The 20,421-nt window shown below is 65.4% G+C and carries 17 protein-coding genes and 1 pseudogene; 6 read left to right on the top strand and 12 right to left on the bottom strand.

Annotation, left to right across the window (positions count from 1 at the left end):
• Window positions 1–5: 5 nt before the first annotated feature.
• The 3 genes and pseudogenes from cobJ (at window position 6) to Q7T26_00750 (ending at window position 2,280) form a co-directional block, all read left to right on the top strand.
• Window positions 6–782, top strand: a pseudogene (cobJ, locus tag Q7T26_00760) (precorrin-3B C(17)-methyltransferase).
• A gap of 756 nt (window positions 783–1,538) precedes the next feature.
• Window positions 1,539–1,766: a ribbon-helix-helix domain-containing protein gene (locus tag Q7T26_00755; protein MDO8530691.1), complete on the top strand. Its 228-nt coding sequence runs from the start codon at window positions 1,539–1,541 to the stop codon at window positions 1,764–1,766.
• A 286-nt stretch (window positions 1,767–2,052) separates the two neighbouring features.
• A complete protein-coding gene (locus tag Q7T26_00750; protein ID MDO8530690.1) occupies window positions 2,053–2,280 on the top strand; it encodes a type II toxin-antitoxin system RelE/ParE family toxin in 228 nt (75 codons plus the stop codon).
• A gap of 574 nt (window positions 2,281–2,854) precedes the next feature.
• On the opposite strand, the gene rmuC is transcribed toward Q7T26_00750, so the two are convergent.
• A complete protein-coding gene (gene rmuC / locus Q7T26_00745) occupies window positions 2,855–4,192 on the bottom strand; it encodes a DNA recombination protein RmuC (protein ID MDO8530689.1) in 1,338 nt (445 codons plus the stop codon).
• Between the two features lie 141 nt (window positions 4,193–4,333).
• Between rmuC and Q7T26_00740 the strand changes: the two genes are divergently transcribed.
• The 3 genes from Q7T26_00740 (at window position 4,334) to Q7T26_00730 (ending at window position 6,602) form a co-directional block, all read left to right on the top strand.
• On the top strand, window positions 4,334–5,233 hold the full coding sequence (locus Q7T26_00740) for an amidohydrolase family protein (GenBank protein ID MDO8530688.1): 900 nt from the start codon (window positions 4,334–4,336) through the stop codon (window positions 5,231–5,233).
• Between the two features lie 390 nt (window positions 5,234–5,623).
• Window positions 5,624–6,226: an RNA 2',3'-cyclic phosphodiesterase gene (gene thpR, locus Q7T26_00735; GenBank protein ID MDO8530687.1), complete on the top strand. Its 603-nt coding sequence runs from the start codon at window positions 5,624–5,626 to the stop codon at window positions 6,224–6,226.
• Window positions 6,227–6,389: 163 nt separating this feature from the next.
• The gene (locus tag Q7T26_00730) at window positions 6,390–6,602 is read left to right on the top strand and encodes a hypothetical protein (GenBank protein MDO8530686.1); all 213 of its coding nucleotides are present in this window, start codon (window positions 6,390–6,392) and stop codon (window positions 6,600–6,602) included.
• 265 nt (window positions 6,603–6,867) lie between these two features.
• On the opposite strand, the gene Q7T26_00725 is transcribed toward Q7T26_00730, so the two are convergent.
• From Q7T26_00725 to Q7T26_00675, 11 genes are all read right to left on the bottom strand, one after another.
• Complete coding sequence (locus Q7T26_00725) at window positions 6,868–7,944, bottom strand: Gfo/Idh/MocA family oxidoreductase (protein MDO8530685.1); 1,077 nt, start codon at window positions 7,942–7,944, stop codon at window positions 6,868–6,870.
• Window positions 7,941–9,053, bottom strand: a complete 1,113-nt coding sequence (locus tag Q7T26_00720; GenBank protein MDO8530684.1) for a Gfo/Idh/MocA family oxidoreductase — start codon at window positions 9,051–9,053, stop codon at window positions 7,941–7,943. Before Q7T26_00720 ends, Q7T26_00725 begins: the two co-directional genes overlap by 4 nt.
• A 4-nt stretch (window positions 9,054–9,057) precedes the next feature.
• The gene (locus Q7T26_00715) at window positions 9,058–9,720 is read right to left on the bottom strand and encodes an SRPBCC family protein (protein MDO8530683.1); all 663 of its coding nucleotides are present in this window, start codon (window positions 9,718–9,720) and stop codon (window positions 9,058–9,060) included.
• A gap of 133 nt (window positions 9,721–9,853) precedes the next feature.
• Window positions 9,854–10,582 carry an HAD-IA family hydrolase gene (locus tag Q7T26_00710; GenBank protein ID MDO8530682.1) on the bottom strand — a complete coding sequence of 243 codons (729 nt, stop codon included), beginning with the start codon at window positions 10,580–10,582 and terminating at the stop codon, window positions 9,854–9,856.
• Window positions 10,583–10,630: 48 nt separating this feature from the next.
• The gene (locus tag Q7T26_00705; protein MDO8530681.1) at window positions 10,631–11,140 is read right to left on the bottom strand and encodes an HNH endonuclease; all 510 of its coding nucleotides are present in this window, start codon (window positions 11,138–11,140) and stop codon (window positions 10,631–10,633) included.
• Window positions 11,141–11,144: 4 nt separating this feature from the next.
• Window positions 11,145–11,642, bottom strand: a complete 498-nt coding sequence (locus Q7T26_00700) for a CvpA family protein (GenBank protein MDO8530680.1) — start codon at window positions 11,640–11,642, stop codon at window positions 11,145–11,147.
• Window positions 11,639–14,023: an endopeptidase La gene (gene lon, locus Q7T26_00695; GenBank protein ID MDO8530679.1), complete on the bottom strand. Its 2,385-nt coding sequence runs from the start codon at window positions 14,021–14,023 to the stop codon at window positions 11,639–11,641. Before lon ends, Q7T26_00700 begins: the two co-directional genes overlap by 4 nt.
• 74 nt (window positions 14,024–14,097) lie before the next feature.
• Window positions 14,098–14,922 (bottom strand): inositol monophosphatase family protein, encoded by an 825-nt coding sequence (locus Q7T26_00690; GenBank protein MDO8530678.1) that lies wholly within the window; start codon window positions 14,920–14,922, stop codon window positions 14,098–14,100.
• 3 nt (window positions 14,923–14,925) lie between these two features.
• A complete protein-coding gene (gene trpS, locus Q7T26_00685; protein ID MDO8530677.1) occupies window positions 14,926–15,915 on the bottom strand; it encodes a tryptophan--tRNA ligase in 990 nt (329 codons plus the stop codon).
• A gap of 171 nt (window positions 15,916–16,086) precedes the next feature.
• A complete protein-coding gene (locus Q7T26_00680; GenBank protein MDO8530676.1) occupies window positions 16,087–17,097 on the bottom strand; it encodes an LLM class flavin-dependent oxidoreductase in 1,011 nt (336 codons plus the stop codon).
• Window positions 17,098–17,401: 304 nt separating this feature from the next.
• Window positions 17,402–20,143: a CARDB domain-containing protein gene (locus Q7T26_00675; protein MDO8530675.1), complete on the bottom strand. Its 2,742-nt coding sequence runs from the start codon at window positions 20,141–20,143 to the stop codon at window positions 17,402–17,404.
• Window positions 20,144–20,421: the final 278 nt, after the last annotated feature.

Genomic DNA, 20,421 nt, shown 5'->3' with positions numbered 1-20,421 from the left:
AGCATATGTCAGACACACACGCCGCGCCCAAAAAGCGCGGTAAGCTATACATCGTCGGGTTCGGGCCGGGCGCTCCCGAGCACATGACCTATCGCGCGCGCCAGGCCATCGTGGAGGCCGACGCCGTCGTCGGCTACGACACGTACATCAACCTTGTGGCCGACCTGCTGGAGGGCAAGGAGGTCATCCGCACGGGGATGCAGGAGGAGATGGCCCGCGCCAGCACCACCATTGACCTGGCGGAGCAGGGCAAGACCGTCGCCATCGTCTCCAGCGGCGACTCGGGCATCTACGGCATGGCGGGCCTTGTCTGGGAGGTGCTGCAACAGCGCGGATGGACCCCGGAGCGTGGCATCGAGATCGAGGTGGTGCCGGGCGTGACGGCCCTCAGCGCATGCGCCGCGCTGCTGGGCGCGCCGCTGGTCCACGACTTCGCCGCCATCAGCCTCAGCACCCTGCTGACGCCGTGGCCGGTCATCGCGCGGCGCATCGAGGCCGTAGCCGCCGCCGACTTCGTCATCGGCCTGTACAACCCCAAGAGCGGGCGGCGCACGCAGGAGATTATTGAGACGCAGAAGATCGTGCGGACGTACCGCGCGGGCGCGACGCCGGTGGGCGTCATCAAGAGCGCCTACCGGGCGGGACAGCGCATCGTGCTGACCGACCTGGACCACATGCTCGACCACGAGATAGGGATGCTGACGACGCTGGTCATCGGCAACTCGAACACGTTCACGTTCGAGGGGAAGATGGTGACGCCGCGCGGCTACACGGCCAAGTACACGTGGGACGGTCGGCTGAAGAACCCGCAGGCGGCGCCCGGCGCGGAGCAGGAGAAGGCCCCCGCGAGGCCGGCGTAAGGGAGCGTACCTCACCCCCTCGGTCCCCCTCTCCGCATGCGGAGAGGGGGAGGTGCGGCAGACAGGGATTTGAATTGTTTCGTATTTTTCGAGGGGCCTCCCCTATCTGGTGCTGCTATCTGTCGGGTCGGGTTACGGGTATTTGTTCTTGTTATGTTACGTCGGGGGCCGTGAGATGCTCAATGTAGATGCGCCGGGCTTCGCGGATGCGTCGTCGAGCGGCGGGCGCGAGGTGGCCGCTGCGGGCGGACACATCGGTCCGCCCCTCCAGGGCCGGTCACGGCGATTCCGACGAAGGTGCGCGGTGTAACACAAGTGTTCTTTTGACAGGATAGCGCGTGGTTTCAGGGTGGAGCAATGGGCGGGTGGCGGGGCTTGGGGGTTGGAGGTTGGAGGTTGGGGACGCAGGATCTCACGGTCTGTCACCCCGAGTGGAACGAGGGGTCTTTCATGCCGGTTGCGATCGGCACCACGTATGAAATTCCCGATTCCTTGTAGGGGCGGCCCTGCGTGGCCGCCCTAGCTTGGGGCAATCACACAGGATTGCCCCTACAGGACCGACACCGCTATTCCCCTAGCAATGACATCGGCCTTGCCGTCACATGGGTCATGCGTTGACCCGCCGTGGGACGGGGCGTTATACTTGTCTTACGTGCATTACACACAGAGGGTGATACCGTGACGACGTCCGTCTCCATCCGGCTGCCCGTGGAGACCGCCCGCGCGCTGGAGGAGCTTGCCAGAGCGACGGAGCGGCCCAAGACCTACCTCATCGTTAAAGCGTTGCAGGCGTATCTGGCGGAGCAGGCCGACTATCAGGTGGCGCTCGACCGCCTGCGCGACAAGGACGACCCCGTGATCTCCGCGTCCGAGCTGCGGAAGCGCCTTGGCCGCAAAACGAATTAGTGTAGCGTCTCATAAACAGATCTACAGTGTCCGTCATTCCGGACTTGATCCGGAATCCAGGCCTTACAATCTGGATTCCTGCTTTCGCAGGAATGACAACATGCGTTGGGTCGCTGTGAAGGGGTCAGCGAGGCAGCACATTAGCTACAAGGCGTCCGTCGCCAGTGACCTCGGCAGGCTGAGTCCGGCGACCGTGGCGCGCGTCCTCGCCAGACAAGGTTCTGTTGACATTCCCGCTCACCCTGAGCCTGTCGAAGGGCGAGCGAGGGGTGTTCCCTTCCCGCTCATGGTTCGACAAGCTCACCACGAGCGGGAAAATACCAATTGTCAACAGAGCCTGGAGTCCGCGCTTGCGTCCGAGGGCCACGCGGGAGAGGCGTTGAAGGGCGACTTCGCGGGGCTGTTCAGGCTGCGCGTCGGCGACTACCGCGTCATCTACGCGCGCACGAACGAAGGCTACCTGGTGCTCCGCATCGGCCACCGGCGGGAGGTGTATAGACAAGGCAGGCCGTAACGCATGCCTCACCCCTGTCTCCCCTCTCCGCATTGTGTGTCTCCGAAGCCCGCTACGAATGTCATTGCGAGGCCCGACGAAGGAGGGCCGTGGCAATCTGGCGGTGGGGTCCGCCCCTCTTCCAGATTGCTTCGTCCTCCGGCAAGCCGGAGTCCTCGCAATGACAACTTTGTACGCGCATTTCAGGAACAAGACATTACAAGTGGACGGACGAGGAGAGGTCTGCAACCGTCGCGAAGGTGCTGAACGCATCGGTCTTGCGGTCTGTCACCCCGAGTGCAACGAGGGGTCTCCCCCGCGGGGGGCGTACCTCACCCCTGTTTCCCCTCTCCGCATGCGGAGAGGGGACGCAAGAGGAGAGGTTACACTGTGCATCGGCCACCGGCGGGACGTGTACAGACGGGACAGGCTGTAACCCGTACCTCACCTCCTTCGACTTCGCTCAGGACAAGCTCTGTTTCCCCTCTCCGTCCTTCCGGTATCGGAAGGAGAGAGGGGACGGAAGAGGAGAGGTCACACGTGCGAAGGACGGCAGGCGCGGAGCCGGGCATGCCGTTCATTGCTTGTCCCTTCCTCATTCCTGTTTGGCCTCCGTGGCCTCTTCTTCGCCTTCCGCGTCTTCTGCCTCCACTTCCTCGACTGCTGCGGGCAATGCAAGAATCTCCGATGCTTCCGCCCCTGGCAATTGCTCGACTGAACGGAGCCTTCGCTCGATGGCCCGGCTCCGCACGCCAGTCTGTTCAATCGTCCGGCTCGCGGTGTTGAGCTGGCGCTTGACCTTGTCCAGCACATCACCGAACTTTCCGAATTCTGTCTTTATCGCTCCCAAGACTCTCCACACCTCAGATGCCCGCTGCTCGATCGCCAGGGTCTGGAAGCCCATGCGAAGGCCACTCAGAATCGCCGCCAACGTGGTGGGACCGGCCACGACAACCCGATACTGCCGTTGGAGTTCCTCGACAAGGGCAGGCTGCCGAAGCACCTCCGCATAGAGCCCCTCCGTAGCGAGGAACATGATCCCAAAGTCGGTCGTGCTGGGTGGGTTTACGTACTTATCGTGGATGTCCTTTGCAGCGGCCCGAACTGTCCGCGCCAAGGCATCCGTTGCCCTCTGAACTGCGTCCAGATCGGCTTTCTCCGCGGCTTCCTGAAGGCGAAGGTAGTCCTCCTGAGGAAACTTCGAGTCAATAGGAAGCCAAACGCAGGCCTCAGGATCGTCCTTCGGACCCGGCAGTTTAATGGCATACTCGACTCTTTCGGACGAGTCGACCTTCACCCCGACGTTCTTCTCGTACTGCTCGGGAGTGAGAATCTGCTCCAAGATCGCGCCAAGTTGAACCTCCCCCCACGTGCCACGCGCCTTCACGTTGGTCAGAACCCGCTTGAGGTCTCCCACGCCTGTGGCCAGATTCCGCATCTCTCCGAGACCCTTGTGTACCGCCTCCAACCTATCACTCACAAGTTTGAACGACTCTCCGAGCCGTTTCTCAAGAGTATCGTGCAGCTTCTCGTCCACGGTCTTGCGCATCTCGTCGAGCTTCTTCTCGTTACCCTCCTGAAGCTCCTTGACACGAGAGTCAAATGTCTTGCGAATGCGATCCAGTGCGTCCTGGTTGGAATCCGCGAGCTCCTTCAGCTGCTTCGTCATCCCTTCAAGCTGCGTCTGCTGAATCTTGCCCATGACTTCCAGAGTCTTGGACAACGTGTCGTTGGTTGATTTCAGGCCAGCCGACACTTCTTCACGAAGTTCCTTTCCCGCAGTCCGCGCTTCCTCGCGGCCCGTTCGGAGGTCGTCGCGCACCTCCTTTCCGGCACCCTGGAAACCCCTTGACCCACGAACCAGCAGGACAATCGCCGAGACCGCAGTCAGGGTGGTCACGAGCAGGATCAGCCATGGGAGAGCCTCATTCATCATTCGCTCCAGGCCACATAACAGTGTCTTTTATCCGTGTTCTGTTTCGGTAGCATACGATTCTCCCGCATTATGGCGCGTTAAGGGCGACATATCAAGCCAGGTCAACCATCTGGCTCCCATAGGAGCGTTCGTGACGGCATGACCGGCGCCGACCTTTCCATCGGCATCATGCTGAGCTACATCGGGTGCTATAATCCGCCCATGATTATTGACTCACACGTCCACCTCTTCCCGCCGGAGGCCGTCGCGCACCGCGAGCGCTTCCTGGCCGCCGACCGCACCTTCGGCGCGCTCTACGCCAACCCCAAGGCCAGGCTCGCGACGCCGGTGGAGCTTGTCGAGCGGATGGACGCAGCGGGCATAGACCTGTCCGTGGCCGTCGGCATCGGCTGGGAGAAGCCGGAGCACTGCGCCCTCGCGAACGACGCCATCGCGGACGCGGTGCGCCGCTATCCCGCGCGGCTGGCGGGCTTCGGCGTCGTGAACCCCCGACACGCCGGGGCGGTCGCGGAGGTCGAGCGCATCGCGAAGCTGGGGCTGCGCGGCGTCGGCGAGCTGCACCCGGACAGCCAGGGCTACGCGCTCGACGACGCGCGGGTGATGGCGCCGGTCATGGACGCAGCGCGGCGACTGGGGCTGGCCGTGCTGGTCCACGCGTCGGAGCCTGTGGGGCACGCCTACGCGGGCAAGGGGACCGTGACGCCCGACGTGCTCACCCGCTTCATCGCCCGCTTCCCGGAGAACGACATCATCTGCGCCCACTGGGGCGGCGGCCTGCCGTTCTACGCCCTGATGCCGGAGATCAGGCGGCTGCTGCCGCGCGTGTACTTCGACTCGGCGGCGACGCCCTTCCTGTACCAGCCCCAGGTCTTCCGCGCGGCGACGGAGCTGGTGGGAGCGGAGCGCGTGCTCTTCGGCAGCGACTACCCCCTGCTCGGACAGGAGCGGGCGCTGGCGCAAGCGCTGGAGGCGGGCCTGCCTGCCAGGGCACGGCGGCTGGTGCTGGGCGAAAACGCAAGGAAGCTCCTCGGGCAGTAGTGTCTCAGTTTGACGTGGTAGGGATGGGGGCTTTATCCGTCACACCGGCGGAAGCCGGTGTCCAGAAACAGGCGAGAGGGAGACGCTCTCTGGATTCCGGCCCCGTATCAGGTACGGGGCAAGCTCTTCGCCGGAATGACAAGGACCTAACTGATACACTACCGCTCGGGCTGGAGAAACAGAGAAGGGGCACGCACAAGATGCGAGCCCCTTCTGAAACAGCGCGCTAAAGGGGAGGGTGTTTTAGCGCGCTTAGGAAAACCTTGTTTGCTGCACCTCTCTTAGTCTAAAGCACGCGACAAGACCTGACATGATGCATTCACACTATTCCGTGGGGAGAGTTTGCACCATATCCGGCAGCGGCGCGGCCCCACGCAAGGAGGGCGCGCCGTGACGGAGCCCCTGCGCGCATTCATCGCCATCGAGCTGCCGCGGAGCGTGCTGGACTACATCCAGACCATCCAGGACGCCCTGCGCAAGGCGCGGTTCTCCTCCATCGCATGGGCGCGGCCTCAGGGCATCCACCTGACCCTCAAGTTCCTGGGCAATATCCTGCCGGACCAGGTCCCGCCAGTCATCGAGGCGATGGAGGCGTCGGCCAGCGACTGCGGCCAGCTCCGGCTGACGACGAAGGAGATAGGCGCGTTCCCCGGCATGGACAGGGCGCGTGTCCTGTGGGTAGGCGTCCACGGCGACGTGCGGGCCCTGACGGCGCTGCAGGCCCGGCTGGACGGCGAGCTTGCCGCGCTCGGCTTCCCGCGGGAGGACAGGCCCTTCTCGCCGCACCTGACGCTGGGCCGCGTCCGCGACGGCATGCCTCCCGCCGAGCGACGGCGCCTTGGCCCCACGGCGGCGTCCGTGCGCACGGACAGCGGCGTCACCTTCACCGCGACCGCGCTGAGCCTGATGCGGAGCACACTCACGCCGTCCGGCGCCATTTACTCCCGGCTGGCGGACGCGCCCCTGAGGGGAAATGCGCTCTCGCAGCCCTGACAATCGGTGTTCGAATGTCGGCGGCGATGCGACGTTATCCGGCGTGCGCAAGGGCGTCCGCGCTTGCGTACAGGAACACGCAATGCTATACTGAGCGACGGCCTTTCAAAGGGCCAGGAAGTTCCGCAACACAAGCGGGCGAAGTGTAGGGAGGTGGGTTTCCGTGGACCAGAACCAGTTCCCCAAGTGTCAGAAGTGCAAGGTGGGCGACCTTGTGCCATTGTCTGACTTCGGCAGCCAGGGCGCTCCTATTCAGTACAAGGCGTGGGTCTGCACAAGCCCGGAATGCGGCTTCAACATCAAGATCCGCAACGGCGACCTCTACGTGAACGAGCCTGTGACAAGCGGCGCCATGCACGTCCCCCGAGTGCGGTAGTGGCGAGGCGGCCCTCTCCCTAGTCTCTGTTGACAATTGGTATTTTCCCGCTCATGGTTCGACAGGCTCACCACGAGCGGGAAGGGAACATCCCCCGCTCGCCCTTCGACAAGCTCAGGGTGAGCGGAAATGTCACCAGAACCTAGTCTCCTCTCCAGCGCATCGTCCAACGTCTGGCAAGCGCGCTCCGCTCCGACAAGCCTCAGAGCGGGAGTTGCTGTTTGCCCGTTGGGCTGGTATCTAAAGGGCCCGACGCAAAGCTGCCCTACGGCTCCAGAGGCAGGCTGACCCAACGCCGCTCGGCGCTCGAGCGGACGATGGCGTCCGTGACCTCCTGGGCGCGCAGCCCGTCCTCCAGGTCGGGCGCGACGCGCACGCCCTCGCGGACGGCGCGCGCCATCTCCCGCGCCAGGCGTGGGAACGCCACCTGCGGCCCTGCGCCCGTGACGCCCGCCTGGGGCATCTGATCCGGCGTCAGCAGCGGCTCCTGGTGTTTGTCGCCGCGGCGCGCGCCGGTGAGCACCCCTTCATCGGTCAGTATCAGCGTGCCCTCGCTGCCATAGACCATGATGCGCCCGCCGGCGCCGTGCCGAACCACGCGGCTGACGCAGATGGTGCCCTGCACGCCGCCCTTCATGCGCAGCATGACGATGAAGCAGTCCTCCGTCTCCACGGGCCGCCACTGCTCCGCGCCCGCGACCTTTCGGAGCGGCTCCTTTGTCTCCAGCGTGGCGTACACGCCCGTCACCTCGCCAAACCACCAGCGGTACAAGTCAACGTAGTGGCAGCCCTTCGCGCCGAAAAAGCCCCCGCCGAGGCTGCGCACGGCCAGCCAGTCCCACGGCACGTCCCGTCCGTTCATGCCCTTGAACGGCCCGAAGAACTCGCCGACGACCATGCGCGGCTCGCCCACGTAGCCCGCCGCCAGCAGCTCCTTGACCTTCTGACGCCAGGGCAGGAAACGCAGCTCGTAGTTGACCATGTGCGCCTTGCCAGAGGCCCGCGCCGCCGCCAGCATCTCCGCACCCTGCCGCCGGTCCAGGGCCAGGGGCTTCTCGCACAGCACGTGCTTGCCCGCGGCGAAGGCGTCCACCACGATGGGGTGGTGCAGGTACACCGGAGTCGCCACGCTGACCATGTCAACGTCGTCGCGCGCCAGGAGCTCCCGATAGTCGTCCGTGGCGAACGGAATACCGAACTGCCGCGCCGTGGCTTCCGCGCGCTCGCGGCGGCCCGACGCGACGGCGACGACCTGGTACTCCGGCAGCGACTGGAAGCCGGGAATGTGGACCTCGGCGCCGAAGCTGGAGCCGATGACCCCCACGCGAATGCGTCCGCTCATGTTGCGCCTCCTACCTGGCCGGAGCCGCGGCGCGATTCCAGCGGCAGGCCGACCCAGCGCCGCGTCTCCGACGAGCGATGGATGGCGTCCATGACCTCCTGGCACCGCGCGCCGTCATGGAAGTCGGGCGTAATCTGCTGCTGCTGGCGCACGGCGTCCACGACGCGACGCGCCCAGGGAATGAAGGCGCGCAATCGCCGGTCCTCCCCCTCCGCCGGGGAGAGCAGGCGCGCGGGGAGCGGCAATTCGGTCAGCCGGGCGTCGCCTGCGCGCGCGCCGAAAAGCGGGCCGTCGTTCTCCAGCACCAGCGTCCCCTCGCTGCCATACGCCTCGATGCGGGCGCCGGAACCGTGGCGCACCGCCGTGCTCACGACCAGCGTCGCCATCGCGCCGTTGTCCAGCTTCATGCTGCACCAGATGGTGTCGTCCGAGTCCGCCTCGCGCGTGCCGGAGCCGTCCGGCAAGGGGCGCGCCTTCGCCCGCGTGTCCAGCTCAGCGTACAGGCCGGTGACCTCGCCGAACCACCAGCGGAAGGCGTCAACGTAGTGGCAGCCCATGGCGCCCAGCATGCCGCCCGCGTACTTTTTCTGCGCCAGCCAGTCATATGGCACGTCGTCCATCGCCTTGCCGCGGAAACCGCCGAAGTGCGTCGCGTGGACCCAGAACAGCACGCCGAGATAGCCACCCGCGATCAGCTCCTTCATGTATGCACGCGTCGGCATGCACCGCAGCTCGAAGTCAATCAGCCCGATGCGTCCCGTCTCACGGACGCGCCGCTCCATCTCCCACGCCTGCCAGCGATCCGCCGCCATGGGCTTCTCGCACAGCACGTGCTTGCCCGCGGCCAGGGCGGCCAGGGTCATCTCGTGGTGCAGGTACGGAGGCGCGGAGACGCACACCAGGTCAACGTCGTCGCGCGCCAGGAGCGCCCGATAGTCGTCCGTGGCGAACGGTATGCCAAGCTGCCGCGCCGCGGCCTCCGCGCGCTCACGGTGGCCCGACGCGATGGCGACGACCTTGCACCCGGGCGCGCGACTGAATCCCGGCGCCTGGACGATGCTGCCGAAGCCCGTGCCTATGACGCCGACGCCCACAACTCCGTTGCGCATTATGTCACCTGCCTGCCTTCGCCTGTTTCTTCGCGGCAAAGCGCCCCTTGATGACGCCCAGGTAATACGCATCCCAGCCGGCGGCAATCCCGTCCAGCTCTTTCGCGGGGATGTCCGTGTGGACAAGCTCCACGTCGGTCTCGGTCGTCTCCCCGTCCTTCCGCTCGCGAAGGTTGAACGTGACCGTGGACGGCGACTTCCAACCCTTCACCCGCCACTTCTGGACCAGCTTGCGCGGCGGCGCGACCTCCAGGTTCTCCCCGAAGATGTCGCCGCCCCATAGCGAGAACTTCGCACCCGCTTTCGCGTCCATAATGGCGGGCGCACCCGACCAATCAGCGACTTTTTTCGCGTCCACCAGCATGGCCCACACCTCTCGGGCGGACGCTTTCATCCGGTAGGTCTGCCGCAGATTGCGCAGCGGGCCGCCGGAGAGTCTCCACCGGAGGGGGTCCGCAACTCGCTCCAGCTTGCCCTGGTTCTCCAGCTCAAGCTGAACGGCCTTGGCGTACCAGCTCAACCGGCCGATCGTGAGCGAGGGCGCGCGCTTGCCTGCGGCGTCCCGCATCTCATCGAACGTCAGCGGCTTTTTCGCCTTCCCCAGCGCATCCAGGACCGCGGCCACAATAGTCTTGCAAGGCTCATTGTCCATGTTGGGCCTGGGCATAAAGCGTCCCTCCCGAAGAGGCTAGGGTGGACCGACGCTCCAACCTTATGCGCCGTTGCAGACGTTGTCAAGTACGCACCACGGCATGGGTGGATGGCCCAACCTTGCGCCGAATCGTGCCGCGCGCCGCACCCTACTCCGGAAGCGACTCCGGCCCCGGCTCTCCCAGGTGGTCCTGGACTTCCATCAGGCTGCGGATAACGGGGACATCGTACTGGGCGGGGTCCAGCAGGCCCGTCCTGTCCAGCAGCAGCGGCTTGATGCCAACTCCGCGCGCTCCAACCACGTCCGAGTGGTACTGGTCTCCCACGTGCAGCGCCTCGGCTGGGGCGCAGTCCGCCCGCCGCAACGCCTCCAGGAATATGGGCGGATGCGGCTTCTCCGCGCCCGCCTCCGCGGGTGTAATGGCGAAGTCCAGGTAGGGCGTCAGGCGGAGAGCGTCCGTCAACTGCCGGATGTCCCGATTGATGTTGGAGAGCAGGCCCAGGACGAGAGCGCGCTGCCGGAGCACGAACATGGCCGGCAGCACGTCGTCGAAGAGCGCGAGGTCGTAGTGCTGCCGCCGGACACGCGCGAAGATCTCCCCGCTCAGCTCCAGCGACGCATTGACCCCCGCCCCCTCCAGCACCAGCCGCTCGTACTCCGCCCAGAAGGCCGCAAGGCGTTCGTTTGGCCGCTTGAACACCGGGTCACGGCCGTTCTCCCGCGCCAGGTAGTCGTCCGCGCGCACGTACCCGCGCTCGATGCCCTCAGCGGTCACCGTCATGCCCATCTCGCGGCACACCGCGACTTGCAGCTCCTCCCGGGGAGGGTCGAAGCGCGCGACGGTGTTGTAGAGGTCGAAGAAGACCGCTCTAATCATCGGGCCAGAGCCTCACGCGGTAACAGGCGGGGAGCCTCTATCCGGCGTTCAGACGAAGGGGATGAACTTGCGCCACTCCTGCCGCGAGGCCAGGTGGTTAGAGAACAGGTGGTACGGTCCCAGAGGCGGCGCCTTGGGTTGTACGCGGAGGCGCATCCCCGCCTCCGCGGGAGTGTGGTTCGCCTTATGATGATTGCACTGCACGCATGCCGCCACAACGTTGTCCCAGGTGTGCTGTCCGCCACGGTAGCGCGGCGTGACGTGGTCAATGGTGAGATCGCGCCCCTCTTTGCCGCAATACTGACACGCGAAGCGGTCGCGCAGGAAGATCTCCCGTCGCGTCAGCTTCCGCTTGGGCAGCGGACGGCGCACCATGTACACGAGGCGAATGACCGACGGGAGCGGGATGACAATCCGCACGGTGCGCAGATAGCCGTTCCCGTTCTCCAGGGTCTCCGCCTTCCCCTTGTCCAGCAGGATCAATGCCCGGTGAACGTGGCAAACGTTCAGAGGCTCATAGTTCTGGTTCAGGACAAGGACGAGTCTACTCGGAGGCATAGGCTTACCGCAGCAGGTTCTGGACCGCCCCGAACTCCGGCGGCAACAGGCCCAGCGCCACCGGCACATAGCTAATAAGAACAGGGGCCAGCCGCGACTCGCGAATGACCCCCTCAATACCCAGCACGGGGAACTTGCCCAGCGCGATTAAGAGAAAGCCAGTGGTTACGAATCCCATGACGAGGCCCATGAACCCGCCCAGGAGCGTATCCAGCCAGCCCAGCAGAGTCATGTGCAATATCTGCCGCACGATGTTACCCACAAACGATGCGGCGATGAACACGGCCAGGAATATGAGGACAAAGGCCGCTATCCTGGACACGTTTCCCGCGCCCAGGGCGGACTCCAGCACAGGCGCGACCTGTGGCGAGAACTGCCCCGCCAAGACCACGCCCGCCGCGGCGCCCAGCGTCGTGAACAGGGTGCGCACGAAACCGGTGCGCAGACCCTGAAAGACCGCCATGACCACCAGAAACAGGACAACGATATCGAGCCAGTTCATGGCTGCACCACCTCAACGCCTCCGGATCGGCCCTCCCTGAGGGCCGACTCGAGCACTTCATCCATTGTCTCGACAAATACGAATTTGAGGTCGCGGCGGACCTTGGCGGGCACGTCCAATATGTCGTTCTGGTTCTTCTTGGGCAAGACGAACGTCCGGATGCCCGCTCGGTGCGCCGCCAGTATCTTCTCCTTCAGGCCGCCCACGGGGAGCACCCGACCCCGAAGGGTGATCTCGCCGGTCATGGCGCCGTCTTTGCGCACGGGTTTGCGCGTCAGCGCAGAGATGAGCGCGGTCGCAATAGTGATACCGGCGGAAGGCCCGTCCTTGGGCACGGCGCCGGCGGGCACGTGAATGTGGATGTCCGTCTTGTCGAATTGGTTGGGAAAGAACTTCATGTCCTTGGCCCGGGAGCGCGCATAGCTGAGCGCCGCCTGCGCCGATTCCTTCATGACGTCGCCGAGCTGACCTGTCAACATCAGCTTGCCCGTGCCCTTCATCAGCGTCACCTCCACGCCCAGGACCTCGCCGCCCGTCTCCGTCCGCGCAACGCCGGTCGCCACACCCACCTGGTCCTCCTCCTCCGCCATACCCCAGAAGAACTGTTGCGGCCCCAGGTAGTGCGTGACCGTCTGGGCGGTGACGCGAGCGGGCGCCTTCTCGCCCTCCGCCACGGAGCGCGTGATCTTCCGCGCGATGCCCCCTATCTGCCGCTCCAGGCTGCGCACGCCAGCCTCGCGCGTGTACTCGCGAATGATACGCAGGAGTGCGCCCTCCGTGAATTGAAGATGCTCCGGCGCCAGTCCATGCTCCTTGAGCTGCTTGGACACCAGGAAGCGCTTGGCTATCTGGAGCTTCTCGTCCTCCGTATAGCCCGGCAGCTCGATGATCTCCAGCCTGTCGCGCAGGGCAGGCAGGATGGGGTCAAGCACGTTGGCGGTGCAGATGAACATCACCTTCGACAGATTGTAGGGCACTTCCAGGTAGTGGTCGGAGAAGGCGTGGTTCTGCTCCGGGTCCAGCACCTCCAGCAGCGCAGACGAAGGATCGCCACGGAAGTCCATGCCCACTTTGTCCACCTCGTCCAGCATGAACACGGGGTTGATCGTCGCGGCGTTGCGCATAATCTGGATGACGCGGCCGGGAAGCGCGCCCACGTAGGTACGCCGGTGCCCGCGGATTTCGGCTTCGTCCCGAATGCCGCCGAGGCTGACGCGCACGAACTGACGGCCCAGCGCCTGAGCGATGGACTTGCCCAGGCTCGTCTTGCCCACGCCGGGCGGCCCCACAAAGCACAGGATGGGGCTGCGACTCCCCTCCGGCTTCATCTTGCGCACCGCAATGTACTCCAGGATGCGCTCTTTCACCTTGGGCAGGCCATAGTGGTTCTCGTCCAGGACAAGGGCCGCCCGTTTGACGTCCAGGTTGTCCTCGGTGAACTTGGCCCAGGGCAAAGTCACCAGCCAGTCCAAGTACGTGCGGACCACCGAGGTCTCCGGAGACGCCGGCGGGATGCTCGTGAGGCGTTCCAGCTCCTCCAGCGCGCGCTTGCGCGCCGCTTCCGGCATGCCCACCTTGTCAATTTTCTCCCGCAGGTCGTTGACCTCCCGCTGATGCGGGTCCACCTCCCCCAGCTCTTTCTGGATGGCCTTCATCTGCTCGCGCAGGAAGTACTCCCTGTGCGACTTGTCCACCTCGCTCTGGACCTGGGACTGAATCTTGCTCTGAAGCTCCAGTACGTCCACTTCCTTGGCGAGGAGAAGGCTGACGCGCTGCAAGCGTTCCAGGGAGTTCACAGTTTCCAGCACCTGCTGCCGGTTGGACACGCTCAGGTTGATGCAGGAGGCCACCGCGTCCGCCAGCCTGCCAGGCGAGTCCGCGTTCATGGCCGTCACGTACACGTCTTCGTTCAGGCTGGGCGAGAGCTTGACGCATTTCTCGAACAGGGCAAGGACGGCGCGCATGAGCGCCTCGGAGGAGAGTCCCTTCTGGTCCACCTCACGGACAGGCACCGCCCGGACGATGAAGTAGGGCTCCGCTGTGACCAGCTTCTTGATAAGCATGCGCCGCTGGCCCTGGAGCCAGACCGTGGTAGAGCCGTCCGGCATCTTCAGCACGCGGATGATGCCGGCCTCGACCCCCATCGAGTAGAGGTCATCAAAGGAGACCTGGGCCTGGTCCGTGTTTTTGCGGGCGACCACGAGGATGGGCTTGTTGGCCTCCATCGCCGATTCAACAGCGTTCACGGATGCGCGGCGCATCATGACGAGTTGCGCCAGCATGCCGGGGAACAGCACGGTGTCCCGGCGCGGCAACGCCGCTATTTCAACAACGACGCCCGCCCGGCGCTTGCTAAGGACTTTTCGAGTGGGACGAGGCATTCCCGTCACCTCCGGGGGCAGTCATAAGTCTAGCACATGCTCTGGGCGCATTCAAAGAGGCGAAGCGAAAGGGGCTAGGGGGCGCGCCACGGGTGTCCCACGGTGCGCCGCATGAAGTCGTCGTGCACCGCGTGACAGGCGGCCACGAGGCTGCGGCTTCCCCAAGCTGCCGGCTGGCCTGTCTGGTCGGTCACCGTTCCACCAGCCTCCCGTATCTGCAGAATGCCGCTGGCGATGTCCCAGGGGTACAGGTGATGGTGGAAATAGATGTCCACACGCCCGGCGGCGGCGTACGCCAGGCCCAGGGCCGCCGAACCCATGATACGCAGGCTCTGCATGCCGGGCCACAGGGCCGTGACCATCTCCAGCGCCTCGCGGGCCTTACCGTCGTTGTAGCCCATGTCCATGCCCAGAATGGAGTCCTGGACAGTCCGCTGCGGTGAGACGCGAATGGGCGCGCCGTTCAGGTAGGCGCCACCCCCCTTCTCGGCGTGGAACATCTCGTCGCGCAAGGGGTCGTAGGTGAGGCCGAGCAGCACGTCCTGACCGCGGACGAGGGCCAGTGTGGTACAGAAGTGGGGGATGCCGGATGCGTAGTTGCGCGTCCCATCAAGCGGGTCGGTAATCCATGTGTATTCGCCGAGGCCTTTCTCCTGGACGGACTCCTCGGAGAGGATGCCGAAGCCCGGAAATTCCCGCCGGAGGACCTCCGCCAGCCCGGACTCCACCATATAGTCCACGCTGGTGACGATGTTGCCCCGGCCCTTGACGCGCACCGTTTTCTCCCGCTGGAAGTTCTCCATCACGGTGCGTCCGGCCTCCCGGATGGCCCGTGTGGCGACCTCCATCGCGGCAAGCCCGCTGCGCGAGCGCGGCGTGTCGTTCCGAATCTCTGTCATGGCCTACCTGAGACCCATGCGCTGCCGCACCTCGGCCATGGTCTGGATGGCGATGGCCCTGGCCCGGCGCGCGCCGTCCGCCAGGGTGCCGTCAATCGTGGCCGGGTGGCGCGCCAGCTCGGCGCGGCGCTCACGGAACTGCGCGAAGTAGCGGTTGATGCCGTCCGCCAGCAGCCCCTTGCAGTCCACGCAGCCCAGGGCCGCCGAGCGACAGTCGCGGGCGACAGTGTCCACCCTGTCCGAGTTGAAGTAGTGGTGCTGTTTCCACACGTTGCATATCTCCGGATTTCCGGGATCGTTCCGGCGCTTCCGCTGGGGGTCGGTGACCATGGTCATGACCCGCTTGCGCGTCTCGTCCGGCGTCAGCGCCAGTTCAATGTGGTTGTTCAGGCTCTTGCTCATCTTCTGCTGGCCGTCCGTGCCCAGGATAAGGGGCGCCGGTGTGAGCTTGGCCTGCGGCTCGGGAAAAGTGGGCCCGAAGAGGTGGTTGAACCGTCGCACTATCTCCCGCGCCAGCTCCAGATGCGGGAGCTGGTCTTCGCCCACGGGGACGGAGTCCGCCTTGTAGAGGATGATGTCGGCAGTCTGGAGGATGGGGTAGCCTACCAGACCGTAGTTAACCGACGCCTCGGTCTCCTGCATCTGCCGTACCTTCTCCTTGAACGTGGGCACGCGCAGGAGCCAGCCCAACGGCGTCACCATGCTCAGCAGGGTGTTCAGCTCCGTGACCTCCGGAACGTAGGATTGGACGAAGAGGATGCTCCGCTGGGGGTCAATCCCCGCGCTCAGCAGGTCCAGCGCCATGTCCCGAATGAGCGGCTGGAGTTCGCGGGCCTCCTGGGGCGTAAGCGTGGTCAGGGCGTGGATGTCCACGATGCAGTAAATGCATTCGTAGTCCTGCTGGAGAGCGGCCCAGTTCTGCACGGCGCCCATGTAGTTGCCCATGTGCATGCGCCCCGTGGGACGCATGCCTGAAAAGACCCGCCCCTTCATTGCGGACTGGCCCCCTTCCAATTGCGAATGTCGAAATTGGAGTGTAGCACAACGAGCGATGGGAAGCTAGGATGTTTCTTTATGTCAAGAATGGACGAGGGGAAACAGGGGGTGAGGGTCTCTGATTCGGCCCTTAGCCTGACAAGTCCAACAATATGCTGGGGCGTCGCGCTACAGCTTCGCCATGACCTGGCTCGACCAGTCGCGCATGAAGCGGGTGTTGTCCGGGAAGTTGATGCTGAAGAAAAACTTGCCAGCCCCTAGCTTGGCCGCGCGCTGGACCTGCTCGATACATTCCTCCGCCGTGCCGGTGAACGCGAAGCGCTCCGCCAGGTAGTCCTCCAGGCCCAGCTTCTCCACCAGCAGGCTGTTGCGGGACTCCTCGCCGGGCAGGACGTGCTCGTCGAAGGCGTACTGCTCGGCCAGTCGCAGCAGCGGCTTCTTGTACTGCTCCGGCACCTCCTTCCCTTCCGGGGACGGACGGGCCATGATGTTGGCGATTGCGGCCAGGAACGGACGGATCTCCCGCCGCGCCTGCTTCTTCGTTGGCCGGATGTTGGCGAGCGCCCACCACCAGATGTCTATGTCCTTCATGTCGCGGCCTGCCTCTTTGGCGCCCGCCCGGATGTGCGCCAGGCTCTCCCGCACCGCGTCCGGCGCGAGGCCGGTCTGCACGATGACGCCATCGGCGATCTCCCCCGCCATGCGCAGCGCCTTCGGCCCCTGGGCCGCGATGTAGATGGGCACGCGCCCCCGGTACCACGCCAGGCGCAGCTTCCTGCCCTGATAGACCGCCTCCCCCGTCGCGTGCAGGCTGCGGACGGCCAGCACGTACTCGCGCAGCGTGTCGAGCTTCGCCGCGCGCATGCTCAGGTTATGCACGGCGCTGTCCCCCGTGCCGATGCCCAGGTACGCGCGCCCGCCGGACACGTCGTCCACGGTGGCGATGGCGCTGGCCGTGACCGCCGGGTGCCGCGTGAGCGGGTTGGTGACGCCCGGCCCCAGCTTGACGCGCTTCGTGTTGAGCGCGGCGATGGTGAGGGTGCAGTAGACCTCGCGATAGACCGACTGGGAGTCGCCCACGCGAATGCGGTCGAAGCCGGCGGATTCCGCCGCCTGAACGTGCTCGATGAGCTTGTCGGTGGCATTGGGCATGACCAAGACGCCGAACTGAACGGCCATGCGTCCCCCTTTTTCATCGCGTGGTACCTGGGGCTGGCGTGGCGCGATCAGAATCTCGGCACCTGAGACCTTCCGCAACCCTGATGCACCTGTGGAACCATCCCCCTCGGTCCCCCTTCCTCGCAGGAAGGGGGAGAAAAGAAAGCTGGGGGGTCCCCCAGTGCCCCCGCCAGAGGGAGCCAAGCTCCCTCTGGACACCCTCGTACCGGCCATTCCAGTGAACGATTTCGCAGCGGCGCCTGACGGCGCGACGCACAGGTACGGGGACTTGGCAGGCTGGTCCTATTTGTCGCGGAGACCTCACCTACCCCGCGCGGCAGGTGACGACCCGCTCCGCCTCCGCGGTGGGACCTCTGTAGTCGCGTGGCCCCTCAGAAAAGACCCTTACCGTCACCTTGTCGGTATCGCCGTTCACGACGACGTTCGTCCACACAATCTGCCCGCTCCATGAAGTTGACGAAGGGTCATTGGCGCCTCGTTTAACGTTGTAGTTGGTTTCGCGTTTCAACAACGTATCACCCCACGACGACGAGTAGGCGGAGCTTCCACTCGGCGGCCTGAAGATGGAACCGTACTGAGGGAACATGCTGATTCGCGCCTCTGTTCCTACCGGGCCCGAGGCAGTCCCCGAAGCTGTTACGCGGAACTGCCATAAGAAGGTTTCCCTCCTCAAGTCCCTTTCTCCGACGAAACTGCCCGTGCAGGATATTGATTGGATGGCGGCGCTTACCGCCTCCGGCACCGTGACGGTGATTCTGATCGGGTCGGAGCTGCCGATGTTGTTGTTTTCGTCGCCCTCGGAAACGGCCTGCAAGCCATCGGCGAAGACCGTCACCCAGTAGCTGCCCGGCGTCACCGTGGCGGGGATCGTGACATTCATCATGCTGGGCTGGGAAGCGCCAGCCGCCAGACTGGGCATGCTGAAGTTCCCCAGGGAGGTGGCCGTGCCGTATATGCTGGCGGCCAGGGATATCCGGTTCGAGAAGGAGCCTGACGCCGTTCCTCCCTGGTTCTTGACGGTGAAGCTGACCGATATGTTGTCTCCTGGCTTGGCTGAGGAGGGAGAAAAGGTCACGGGGAGCACCGTGAGGTCAGGCGCGGACGCGGACGCGTTGACGGTGAGCGACACGTCGCGGCAGACGAAGTCCGCCTTCAGGTCCACGGCACAGACGGTGAAGCGGTAGGTTTTGCCCACCGTCGCCTCACTCGGGGTGCCAGTGAGCTGCCCGTCCTTCCCGAGCGCCATCCCGAACGGCGGGAAGCCCCCCAGGGTGCCGTACTGGAAGTGGTACGGCGGGCTGCCTCCGGAGGGATTCCTCGTGGCGGGAATCGGACCGCAGGGTTGGGTGAACCCGACGGTCGGCGGATCGCAGAACGAGAAGGGCTGGCCGTTCGGCAGGTACGGCTTGCCCGCGTCCGCAGCGGGCAGCACGAGGGGCGCGGTGAACTGGAAGGGAGTTGCGCCGGAGGTCGAGGTCATGGCCGGGCCGGGCGGCGCGACCGCAGGTGCGGGCGCGGGTCCCACGGACGGCACGGCCGCAGGCGCGGGAGGCCCCGGCGGAGGCTTGACCACGAGCCGTGCGCCTGCGCCGGCGGCGTGCTGCTTCTGCGCCAGGACCAGCGCCTCGCCCTCGTCCACCTTGCCGTCGCCGTTGGCGTCCGCGCTCTTGTCTTTGGCGGCGAGGACGATCCTGTGCGTGAAGCTGGGGTCCGAGCCCAGGCCGACAGGGGTGTCCGTCTTGTCGTCGGCGGCGGGGACGACGGTGATGTTGGCCCTGCCCGCCAGGTACGGCACGGCGCCGCCGGACTTGCAGGCGTCTATCACGACGCGCACCCTGGCGCCGCCGTTAAGCCCTTTGACCAGCTCCCCCACGCGCTGGTAGGACAGGAACGACCGCTCCCCCTCCTTTGTGTACATGTCGAAGCCGCTCGGGTCGCCGTGCGCGCCCACGTACACGAGCACCTCGTCGCCGGGCCGCACTTCGTCCTTCAGGCGCTGGAGCTGTTTCTCCACCGAAGTCGCGTCGGCGGACGGGAGGATGTTGCCCTTGTAGCCGCTGTAACGCCGGACGTCATAGCCCTGAGCGCGGAGGGTGGACGCCATGTCGTCGGCGTCGTTGGCGAACTGACGCGCGGCAGGCTCGTACCATTTGTTCTGTCGCTCGTTGCCGTCAATGATGAGCGCGATCTTGGCGGGCTGCGCCTGCGGAGGCGCGGCCAGGTCCGGCGACGACTCCGGCAGGCTGAACGCGACGGGCGCGGTCAGGAGTGAGGCGCTTGTGGCGCGGCGGAGCGTCTTGATGGTGGCGCCCTGGCTGATGCCCAGGACGACGACGGGCGTGTCCAACTCCCACTCGATGCCGTTGACCACGGGCAGCCACTCGCGGTTGAAGACCTTCACGCTGTTGCCGTCCACCACGACGTAGCGGACGGGATGGGTGAACCGCATGCCCGGCGCGTCATCAATGAGGAAGAAGAACGCGGTGTCCGTGACGCGGACGGAGAGCGCGTCGCCCTTGTCGGGCTGGATGGTGAGCGTGGAGCCGGCCGGAAAGGGGTCACGCGCGCCGTAAACCTCGGAGCCTTGCAGCAGTTTGACGCGCGCCAGCAGCAGAGCGGCGGCGTCGGCGACGCTTGACGGGGAAGCGCTGCCCCCAAAGATTTGCGCGCACGCGGCGCGCGTGGCCGAGTCAATAATGCCCGCGCACGGGTCTGGCGTGGGCGCAAGCGTGGCGGTTGGTGCGGGGACCGGCGTGGCGGTCGGCGCGGGGAGCGGCGGCGCGGTCGGGACCGGCGCGGGTGTGTTCGTCGGTGCGGGCGTGTTGGTCGGCGCTGGCGTAGGCGTCGGAAGCGGGGCGGGCGTGGATGTTGCGGCGGGCGCGGAGACGGGGGACGCGGACGTCGCGGGCGGAACAGACGTGGCTATCGCTGTGGGCGCGGCGACAGGAGGCGAGAGCGGCGCAGGCGTGACGGCGGGCGGTGTGCAGGCGGCGAGGAGCGCCACGACGCCCAAGACGAGAGCGACGCTCCGCACAAGGGTACGCATACGATGGGCCTCCCTGCTTCCTGTCCAACGGTACGGGGCACGCGGTCGCCGGTCACGCTATGAGAAGACGCTCTTCCCAAAAAGAGTGAGTTTTATTATACAGCTATGCAGCATCACGTCAAGAAGATTGCCCAGAAGGTAGTGTATCAGTTTGCCGTGGTAGGGAATGGGACTCTACCCGTCACACCGGCGAAGGCCGGTGTCCAGAGACGTGCGTGGGGGAGACGCTCTGATGGATTCCGGCTTTCGCCGGAATGACGACGACCTAACTGATACAC

The sequence above is a fragment of the Dehalococcoidia bacterium genome (genome assembly GCA_030648205.1).
Lineage (GTDB): Bacteria > Chloroflexota > Dehalococcoidia > JAUSIH01 > JAUSIH01 > JAUSIH01.
The sequence above is the reverse complement of the archived record's forward strand: the minus strand, read 5'-3'. Positions and strand labels throughout refer to the sequence as shown.